The organism is Flavonifractor sp., from assembly GCF_019422385.1.
GTDB lineage: Bacteria > Bacillota > Clostridia > Oscillospirales > Oscillospiraceae > Flavonifractor > Flavonifractor avistercoris.
In genome coordinates this window covers 12,697-21,633 of sequence record NZ_JAHZDL010000039.1, presented here as the reverse complement: position 1 = coordinate 21,633, position 8,937 = coordinate 12,697, and the positions used below count along the sequence as shown (strand labels likewise).

9 protein-coding genes are annotated in these 8,937 nt (G+C 66.0%); 3 read left to right on the top strand and 6 right to left on the bottom strand.

All coding sequences use genetic code 11. The features are described 5' to 3' along the window. The 6 genes from QZ378_RS06865 to QZ378_RS06840 all read right to left on the bottom strand — a co-directional run. A partial coding sequence (locus QZ378_RS06865; RefSeq protein ID WP_291257754.1) for a rubredoxin-like domain-containing protein occupies window positions 1-352 on the bottom strand: 352 nt, incomplete at its 3' end. 152 nt (window positions 353-504) lie between these two features. Then, window positions 505-1,116 carry a DUF4093 domain-containing protein gene (locus tag QZ378_RS06860; RefSeq protein WP_291257753.1) on the bottom strand — a complete coding sequence of 204 codons (612 nt, stop codon included), beginning with the start codon at window positions 1,114-1,116 and terminating at the stop codon, window positions 505-507. A gap of 1 nt (window position 1,117) precedes the next feature. Then, on the bottom strand, window positions 1,118-1,546 hold the full coding sequence (locus QZ378_RS06855; RefSeq protein WP_087241350.1) for a toxin-antitoxin system antitoxin subunit: 429 nt from the start codon (window positions 1,544-1,546) through the stop codon (window positions 1,118-1,120). 2 nt (window positions 1,547-1,548) lie between these two features. Beyond that, window positions 1,549-2,586 carry a DNA polymerase III subunit delta gene (gene holA, locus QZ378_RS06850; RefSeq protein WP_291257752.1) on the bottom strand — a complete coding sequence of 346 codons (1,038 nt, stop codon included), beginning with the start codon at window positions 2,584-2,586 and terminating at the stop codon, window positions 1,549-1,551. Window positions 2,587-2,600: 14 nt separating this feature from the next. Next, on the bottom strand, window positions 2,601-4,877 hold the full coding sequence (locus QZ378_RS06845) for a DNA internalization-related competence protein ComEC/Rec2 (protein WP_291257751.1): 2,277 nt from the start codon (window positions 4,875-4,877) through the stop codon (window positions 2,601-2,603). After that, on the bottom strand, window positions 4,870-5,088 hold the full coding sequence (locus tag QZ378_RS06840) for a helix-turn-helix transcriptional regulator (protein ID WP_291257750.1): 219 nt from the start codon (window positions 5,086-5,088) through the stop codon (window positions 4,870-4,872). The genes QZ378_RS06845 and QZ378_RS06840 overlap by 8 nt, the downstream gene beginning before the upstream one ends. 227 nt (window positions 5,089-5,315) lie before the next feature. On the opposite strand from QZ378_RS06840, the gene QZ378_RS06835 reads away from it, so the two are divergent. The 3 genes from QZ378_RS06835 to QZ378_RS06825 all read left to right on the top strand — a co-directional run bounded on the left by QZ378_RS06835 (window position 5,316) and on the right by QZ378_RS06825 (window position 8,316). Next, window positions 5,316-5,969, top strand: coding sequence for a MerR family transcriptional regulator (locus QZ378_RS06835; protein WP_191529520.1), 654 nt, complete (start codon window positions 5,316-5,318; stop codon window positions 5,967-5,969). Further along, window positions 5,950-6,270, top strand: coding sequence for a YbjQ family protein (locus QZ378_RS06830; protein ID WP_191379926.1), 321 nt, complete (start codon window positions 5,950-5,952; stop codon window positions 6,268-6,270). Before QZ378_RS06835 ends, QZ378_RS06830 begins: the two co-directional genes overlap by 20 nt. A gap of 132 nt (window positions 6,271-6,402) precedes the next feature. Continuing rightward, on the top strand, window positions 6,403-8,316 hold the full coding sequence (locus QZ378_RS06825) for a S41 family peptidase (protein ID WP_291257749.1): 1,914 nt from the start codon (window positions 6,403-6,405) through the stop codon (window positions 8,314-8,316). Window positions 8,317-8,937: the final 621 nt, after the last annotated feature.

Below are 8,937 nucleotides of genomic sequence, written 5' to 3'. Positions count from 1 at the left end.
CGGTCAGCACCTCGCCCAGCAGCTCGGCGAACTTGGCGGCGTGCTCGGCCTCCTCCAGAGCGGCCTTCTCCCAGTACAGGCCGATCTCGGGATAGCCCTCGCGGTGAGCCACGCGGGACATGGCCAGATACATGCCGACCTCGGAGCACTCGCCCTGGAAGTTCTCACGCAGGCCCTGGATGATCTCCTCGGGAGCGCCCTTGGCCACGCCCACCACGTGCTCGGCAGCCCAGGTGCGGTCGCCACCCTGGAGGACGAACTTCTCCTTGGGGGCCTTGCAGATGGGGCAGAAGTCGGGGGCGGTGTCACCCTCATGCACGTAACCACAGACGGAGCAAACCCACTTTTTCATGTTTCATTACCTCCTAAACATATTCACCATTTTTTACTTTGATCTCATTGTGTAGAGAAATAGTAATCAGTAATAATTATTATTTCTGATAATAAGATAGCACAACTTAACTTCTTCGTCAAGCCCTTTTTGAAATTTTGGGAGGAAATTTTTCAGAGGGATCCGCCTGACGGGCCCTGCAGCAGACCGTCCAGCTCCTCGCGGGTAAACAGGGCGTTGAGCACCTCCAGCATGGCGTTGGGGGACAGGTGTTCGGGCAGCTCCAGCCGCTGGAGCAGGGCACGCCGCTTCTCCCCGGAGCCGGGGCCGCCGGACAGGCCCAGGGCGAAGAGATCCGCCTTGGTGATGGGCCGCCCGGCCGGGGCGGCGTCCTCCCCTTCCTCGTCCAGGAAGGTGGCCCCCGCCCGGCGGAGGGCGGCCTCCAGCACCTGGGGACGCATGCCCTCCACCCCCAGCTTGCCCTCCTTGCCGCCCTGGCGCTTGCGGCGCTCCTTGCCGTAGATGTCGGGCACATAGGCGTGCTTCACCCGGTCCGGCGGCAGGCTGCCCTTCAAATGGTTGCGGATCACAAAGCCCGCCCCGTCCGGATCGGTGAGGACGATCAGCCCCCGCTTCTCCGCCAGGCGGTGCAGCAGGGCCAGCCGCTCCTTATCCTTAAAAATGCCGAAGCCGGAGGTCTCCACAATCACCGTGTCCACCAGCTGGGAGAGGGTGTTTTTGTCGTAGCGGCCCTCCACCACAATGGCCTCCCGGATGCGCAGCATGTCAGCGCCAGCCCAGGCAGGCGTAGCCGGCGTACCAGCCGCCCCCCAGGTACTCAGTGTAGAGGGCGCCGGGCCGGGCGCTCCCCCGCCACGGCTGCCCGTGGATACCCAGCTGGGCCAGCGGGACGCTGGACAGCCAGGCGGCCCCCCGCTCTCCCCGGAGCGTGAGCACCGCGGCGCCGTTCTCCAGGCGGACGGACTCCAGCTCCACCCCGTCCAGAGGCACCGGCCCCAGGGCGTCGGCGGCCAGCTCCCCGGCCTCGGCGGCGGCGCACAGCGCGGCCAGCTCGTCCCTGCGCACCGCCAGCAGGCGCTTGGCCTCCCGGCGCAGATGCTCCACCGCCCGGCGGCGGCTGCCTGCCGCCCAGTACCAGCCCGCGGCCCCCACGGCCGCGGCGGCGGCCACTCCCATCCAGGTCTTGTTCTTCATATTCAGGCTCCTTTCTTGACGGCCAGCTCCATGAGCAGGCCGATGAGCAGTTCCTCGCCGTCCGCCCCGGTGGACTTCATGGCCAGATCCGTCTCCCCGCAGCGCACCACCGCCCGGCGGCACCAGGGCAGGGAGAAGCGCCGGGCGGACTGCATCAGCCGCTCCGCCGGGTAGGAGGAGCGCATCCCCCACAGCTCCATCAGGTATTTGGTCCCCTTCTTGTGCTCGATGGCCAGCCGGGCGGTGTAGAGCTGCCGCAGCTGCTTGCCCAGCACGGCCAGCAGCTTGATGGGGGCCTCCTGCATGTGGAGGAGATCCCCCAGCACCGAGGCCGCCTGGTCAAAGTTTCCGGCGGCGATGGCATCGGTCATCTGGAACACCACCGCGTCCAGCTGGGGGGTGGCCACGGCGTCGATATCCTGCCGGGTCACCCGGTGGTGCCTGGCATAGGCCCCGATCTTGCCGATCTCGGAGATCAGGTTGTTCATCAGGTCGCCGCACAGGAAGATCAGGTACTTGGCGTCCTCGGTGCCGATGTCGTGATCCAGGGCCCGGAAGCGGCGGGAAATCCAGTCGATCAAGTCACCCTGGCCCTGCCGGTTGAAGGGCACCACGCTCCCCTTCTCCTTCAATAGGGCGGCCAGCCTGGTGCGGGCGTCTGATTTATATTCCAGCAGGTCGTAGACGAACACCAGGCACACGTAGTCGGGCAGATCCCGCAGCACCGCCGCCAGGGCGTCCTTGTCCCCCTTGAAGATGTCGTAGTCGCTGACCACGATCAGGGTGCGCTCGCTCATCATGGGCAGGCAGTCCACCATCTGGGCCAGGGTCTTCACGTCAAACTCCTTCCCGTTCATGGTGTGGAGGTTGAACTCCTCCATGCCGGCGGGCAGGAGCTTTTTTTTCATCTGCCCCAGGTAGAAATCCCGGAGGTAGGCCTCCTCCCCGTGGAACACGTAGAGGGTGCCGATGGTTCCCTCCTTAATATCCTTCTTCAATTTCTGATAGGCGGTGTTGTCCGCTTTTCCTTTGGGCGGCATGAAATCCCTCGTTTCTATGGTTGGGCGGTGACGGTGACCGTCCCCGACCAGTCGGTGCGGTAGATGTCGCACCCGGCGGCGGCCAGGCGCTCCAGGGTCTCGGGGGCCGGGTGGCCGTAGGTGTTGTAGCCGGTGGAGATCACCGCTGTCTCCGGCTTTGTCTCCAGCAGCAGCTCCTCCGAGGTGGAGTATTTGGAGCCGTGGTGGCCTGCCACCAGCAGCTCGATGTCGGGCAGATTGCCGTACTTCACCAGCCGGTGCTCCACCGCGCTGTTCATGTCCCCGGTGATCAGGGCGTCAAACTCCCCGGCGGTGCAGAGGATGGACAGGCCCTCCTCGTTGCCCCCGCCGGTGCCCAGGGGGCCGTAGATTGTCAAGGCGGCCTCCCCCAGCTCCACGCCGGTGTTCTCGCTGACAAACAGGGTCTCCACGCCCCGCTCCGCGGCCAGGGCGGTGATCTCCGCCCGCAGAGGGTCATCCTCCTCCACGTCAGGGAGCACCAGCAGGCCCACGTCCAGCCGGTTGAGCAGCTCGGGCACCCCGCCGGCGTGGTCCTGGTGGTAGTGGGTGAGCACCACCAGATCGATGCGGCTCAGGCCCAGATCCTGAACGTAGTCGGCGGCCACGTCGCCGGGATCGGCAGAGCCGGTGCCGCCGCAGTCCACCAGGGCGGTACGGCCGCCGGAGGTGAGGGCCACCGACAGGCCCTGGCCCACATCCAGCACCGACACGGTGAGGGCGCCGCCCGTCTGGGCGGCGGCGTTGAGCACCAGGGCCCCGCACAGGGCGGCGGTCCCCAGGCCGATGGGCACCAGGGGCCGCTTCTTCTCCCCCCGCCAGAGCAGGTAGAGCAGCAGCAGGCCGTACACCAGCGCCAGCCACAGCCTGAGATACACCGACTGGGTGGACACCGAGGCGAAGGGCAGGCGGGCCAGGGCCGCCGTCACCTTCTGGACAAACCATACCGCCAGGGACACGGGCCAGGCCAGCACCCCGGCCAGGGCCGGGAGGGCCAGCCCCGCCAGCGACACCGCCAGCCCGCCCAGAAAGGCCAGGGAGAAGGCCCACAGGGTGAGCAGGTTGGCCAGGGGCGCGATGAGGGACACCGAGTGGAAATACACCGCCGTCAGGGGCGTGGTGAACACAATGGCCCCCAGGGTGGTGGACAGGCTGGCGAACACGAACTCCCCCGCCAGCCTGCCCAGCCGGGGCCAGAAGCCCTTGGGCTCGCTTGGGAGCAGGATCCGGAGCCTGTCGTTCAGCGGCCCGGTAAACAGGTAGATCCCCGCCACCGCGGCAAAGGACAGCTGGAGGGACACACTGGCCGCCGCGTAGGGGTTCTGGACCAGCAGAAGCATCAGGATGGTGAGCAGCGAGGTTGGCCGGTCGTCCTCCCGCCCCACCAGGGGCGCCAGCAGCAGCATGGACTGCATGAAGGCCGCCCGCAGCACCGCCGGGGTATTGCCCACTGCGGCGGCGAAGAAGAACATAAGGGCGATGCTGATCACAGCGGTGCGCCGCCTCCACGCCCCCAGCAGGGCGGCCAGGCACCCCGCCAGAAAGGACACGTGAAGGCCGGACACCGAGATCACGTGGGACAGGCCGGTACGCCGGAGGGCGGCGTACTCGCCCCCGTCCATACCCGCATCCTCGCCGGTGATCAGGGCGGTGACCAGGGGCGCGGCCCAGTCGGGGAAGGCCCTCTCCACGCTGTCCTCCAGGGCCCTGGCCGCATAGGACGGCCACGTCCACCAGGGCGGGCTGGCCGGGCGGGATACCTCCGCCTCCCCCTCGCCGTAGGCCACCAGCAGGATGCCCTTGGCGTAGTAGTAGTCGGTGTGCTCCCCGGCGATGGTGTCCGCCAGGCGCAGCTCCGCCGGAACGGTCAGCGTGTCGCCGGGCCGCAGATCGGGGGACGGGTCGTCCAGGTACAGCCGGGTGGAGATGGGCAGGCCCCTCTCCGGGCGGAGATACACCAGCACCGAGCTGCCGTAGGCGGTCTCCCGGGGCCAGTCCGCCGCCGTGGCGGAGATGGTGCCCTCCGTCCCCGCCAGGGCTTGGGCCGGGGCGTGGGTCATCTGGCCATAGGTACCCGTCCACATCAGCCCCGCCGCCAGACCCAGGCAGGCCAAAAGCGCCCGGAGGCGGTTGTCCCCCTGGAGCAGCAGGCCCAGCAGCGAGACCAGGGCACACACGGCTCCCGCCGGGAGCAGCAGGCCCTCCGGCAGCAGATACACCGCCAGGAACACCGCCGCCGAAAAGGCGCCGGCAAACCACGCCAGCTTACGCATGGGGCGGCCTCGGGTCGTCAGTCCGGCCCAGGAGATAATCCGTACTGGTGTGGTAGAGCTCCGCCAGCTTGAGCAGGGCCCACACCGGGATCTCCCGGATGCCCTTCTCGTAGCGGCGGTAGACCTCCAGATTCATATTCAGGTGGGCCGCCACCGCCCGCTGGGTCAGATCGCTGTCTACTCTGAGATCCGCAATACGGCGAAAATACATACTATCACCTGAACACATTGTCGTTGGGCCGCGCTGTGGAATGGCACCATGCCATTCGGTGTTATTTTATCAGACTGATACCCCTATTGCAAGCCGAAGTGGGGGCGCGGTATCAAATGCCTCTGGCAATTTCGTGCGGGCTGGTGTATACTACGGATCGGGAATGATTTCCCTTGACCTTCCACCCGGTGGAAGGTGTATGGTAAGCATAAGCCGAGGTGATTTGCGTGAAGATAAACGAGGTAGAGCAGCTGGTTGGAATTTCAAAGCGGAATATCCGCTTCTATGAAAAGGAGGGACTGCTCTCCCCCGGTCGGAACGCAGACAACGGCTACCGGGATTATGGTGAGGAGGATGTGGAGACCCTGCGCAAGATCAAGCTGCTGCGCAAGCTGGACGTGCCCCTGGAGGAGATCCGGCGGATGCAGCAGGGAGAACTTACCCTCGCCGACGGCCTGCTGCGCCACGTCATCCAGCTGGAGCGGGCCCAGAAAAACCTGGGAACCATGCGCTCTCTCTGCCAGGAGCTGGCCCGAACAGACGAACAGCTCCCCAACCTGGACGCCGGCCGCTGGCTGGCAGAGATGGAGCGTATGGAGCAGGAGGAGGGAACCCAATTCGTGAACATTCGGAAGAAGGATACCAGAAAACGGTATGTGGGGCCGGTGGTGGCCGCGGCGGTGTTTGTGGGCCTCATGGCCGGTATCATCGGGCTGATCCTGTGGGCCATCTCCCTGGATCCCGCGGACGCGCCGCCGCTGTGGCTGCTGCTGATTCTCATCGCCGTCCCCTCCGCTGTGATCGTGGGTGTCCTGCTGGCCCTCTGGCAGCGGCTCAAGCAAATTCAAGGAGGAGAAGAGGATGCTGCTTCTAAATATTGAATATATCCCCGGCAAGCGGATCGAGGCCCTGGGCATGGTCAAGGGCAGCGTGGTGCAGTGCAAGAACTTCGGCAAGGACTTCATGGCCGGCATGAAGACCTTGGTGGGCGGCGAGATCGAGGGCTATACCGAGATGCTCAACGAGGCCCGGCAGATCGCCACCAAGCGCATGGTGGACGAGGCCATCGCCATGGAGGCCGACGCAGTAATCGCCATCCGCTACGCTTCCGCCTCCATCATGCAGTCCGCCGCCGAGATCTGCGCCTACGGTACCGCCGTCCGGGTGACGGGGGATGCCTGAGGCCGCCCCCGCAGCCAGTCCCTTCCAAAAAAGTGACAAATAGCTACAATTTGGGGCCGGGCCTTGCGCCCGCCCCCTTTTTGTCGTAAAATTGGGTTACATAACAAATTATGCCCAAGGAGGCATTTTCCGATGAAACGAAAGCGCCGCACCCGCCTGCTGTCCCTGTTCCTGGGCCTGTCTCTGGCCCTCTCCCCCGCCGCCCGGGCCCTGACCCCGGAACAGGCCGGAGATCTGCTGGATGTCTACTATATTGACGACGTGCCGGAGGAGGTGCTGGAGCAGTCCACCATCTCCGGCATGCTGGAGGCCCTGGGCGACCCCTATACCCAGTATTTCACCCCGGAGGAGTACGCCCTGTTCAGCAGCTCCCTGTCGGACACCGAGCTGGTGGGCATCGGCATCTCCTCCCTGATTACCGGGGAGGGCCTGTTGATTCAGCGGGTATATGAGAACACGCCTGCCGCCTCCGGCGGCCTCCAGGCGGGGGATCTGATCACCGCCGTGGACGGAACCGATATCGCCGGGCAGGACGGGGACACCATGACCGGCCTGCTGCAGGGTGAGCCGGGCACCCAGGTCGCCGTCACCTATCTGCGGGACGGCGAGAGCACCACCGTCAGCCTCACCCGGGCGGCCATCACCATCCCCACCGCCTACACCGAGCTGTGGGACGGCCACATCGGCTATATCGACTGCGACACCTTCGGCGGCGAGACGGTGGAGCACTTCACCGACGGCCTGGAGACTTACGGGGATCAGGCCGACCGGTGGATTGTGGATCTCCGGGGCAACGGCGGCGGCGTGGTGGACGCGGCCATCGGGGCGGTGAGCACCTTCTCCGGCTCCGGCCTGCTGGCCTATCTGAAGGACAGCGACGGCTCCTACGGGGCCTTCGGCAGCAACGACGAGGCCCTCACCACCGCCCCGGTGATTGTGCTGGCCGATGAGAATACCGCCAGTGCATCCGAGCTCTTCGCCTCCGACGTCCGGGACACCGGCGTCGGCATCGTCATCGGCTCCCGCTCCTTCGGCAAGGGGGTGGCCCAGATCGTCCTGGACGAGAACTCCCTGCCCGGCTATTTTGATGACGGGGACGCCATGAAGATCACCACCTACCGCTTCTACGCCCCCGGCGGCGGCACCACCGACACGGTGGGCGTGATCCCCCACCTGCTGGTGGATCCGGATCTGGCCGACGAGGTGGCCGTCCTCCTCTGCTCCCCCGCGCCGGAGGGCTCCACCGAGGGCTACCTTCGCCTGGACTTCAACCGGGTCTGGTATATCTCCCTGGAGCAGGCCTCCAGCCCGGAGTATCAGGCCGCCTTTACCGCCCTGCTGGAGGCCCTGCCCGTGGGGGTCACCCTCCAGAGCGGTACCGGCAGCAGTTGGGCCGCCGTCGAGCCTGCGACTGTGGCGGAGGCCTGCGGCCTCACCGGCTATCAGAGCCGGGGCTTCTCCGACACGGCGGGCTCCCCCTATGCCTCCCTCATTGACCGGCTGGCCGCCTACGGCATTGTATCCGGCTCCGGCGACGGCACCTACAACCCGGAGGGCAGCCTTACCCGGGCGGAGCTGTGCGCCCTGCTGGCCAAGGCCCTCAACTGCCGGGTGCCCACCGGCGAGAGCCGCTTTACCGACGTGTCCATGGACGACTGGTACGGCATGTGCGTCAACGCCGTGGCCGCCCTGGGTCTGGTGGAGGGCGTGGGCGGCGGCCGCTTCAACCCCGACGGCACCGTTACCCAGCAGGAGCTCATTACCATCGCCGCCCGTCTGGGCCAGCGGCTGGGGATGGAGCTGGAGCTGGCTGCCCGGGATATCCCCAACGGCGCGGCGGACGGGGACGCCTACCAGTCCTATGCCTCCTGGGCCAGGGAGTCCGTGTGGCTCCTGGCCGAGAGCCAGACCGGCCTGTTGGGAAACACCATCAGCCTGCTGTGGGCGCCCTTGACCGATATCGACCCCGGCGCCCCCGCCACCCGCGCGGAGGCCGCCGCCTTAACCTGCTCTCTGCTTACCTATCTGGGTATTCTTCCTTCTTAAAATAGGGAAGGCCCCCGGAACCCATTCAAACTGGTTCCGGGGGCCTTCCCTATTTTCCCGGGGAATCCGGGCGGAGGCCGCCCGGATTCCCCCAACAGCTTGTCGTCCGCCTCGCCGCTTCTCCAAAAGCCTCGCAGAGTTCACGCGGCCGCAGCCGCGTGAATGAGACCAAAATCTGTTTTCAGCCGCGACATGCGCGTGGCTGAAAACACATCTCGGCCCGCAAGTGTGAGCCCTGCCCGCCTATGGCGGCGGGCAGGGCTTGCGCGCTGTGGGCCGCAGTTTTTTCAAAAAAGTGGCTTTAGCCACTTTTTTGAGGCGCTAGCCCAGCAGCAGCTTGTCGTCCGCCTCGTCCGACCCGCTGGCCTTGCTGAACAGGTTGAGCAGCTGCCTCCCAAAGAGGGGCGGGGCCGATGGCCCCGCCCCTCTTTGGGTTCCCTTTATTTTTTCATGCTCGGCGGAAATGAATTCCGCCTGCGCCAAGGTTTTGCCAGAGGCAAAACGCTTGCGCGGCCAAAGGCCGCCCCATCCCAGATGGGGCCCCGTGGAGCAGCTGACCGCTTTATCCCAGCAGCAGCTTGTCGTCCGCCTCGTCCGACCCGCTGGCCTTGCTGAACAGGT

Excerpts from the sequence above, each read along its gene's own strand:
- QZ378_RS06825 (WP_291257749.1), top strand. The coding sequence starts at position 6,403 with ATGAAACGAAAGCGCCGCACCCGCCTGCTGTCCCTGTTCCTGGGCCTG.
- QZ378_RS06840 (WP_291257750.1), bottom strand. The coding sequence starts at position 5,088 with ATGTATTTTCGCCGTATTGCGGATCTCAGAGTAGACAGCGATCTGACC.
- holA (WP_291257752.1), bottom strand. The coding sequence starts at position 2,586 with ATGCCGCCCAAAGGAAAAGCGGACAACACCGCCTATCAGAAATTGAAG.
- QZ378_RS06855 (WP_087241350.1), bottom strand. The coding sequence starts at position 1,546 with ATGAAGAACAAGACCTGGATGGGAGTGGCCGCCGCCGCGGCCGTGGGG.
- QZ378_RS06860 (WP_291257753.1), bottom strand. The coding sequence starts at position 1,116 with ATGCTGCGCATCCGGGAGGCCATTGTGGTGGAGGGCCGCTACGACAAA.
- QZ378_RS06845 (WP_291257751.1), bottom strand. The coding sequence starts at position 4,877 with ATGCGTAAGCTGGCGTGGTTTGCCGGCGCCTTTTCGGCGGCGGTGTTC.
- QZ378_RS06830 (WP_191379926.1), top strand. The coding sequence starts at position 5,950 with ATGCTGCTTCTAAATATTGAATATATCCCCGGCAAGCGGATCGAGGCC.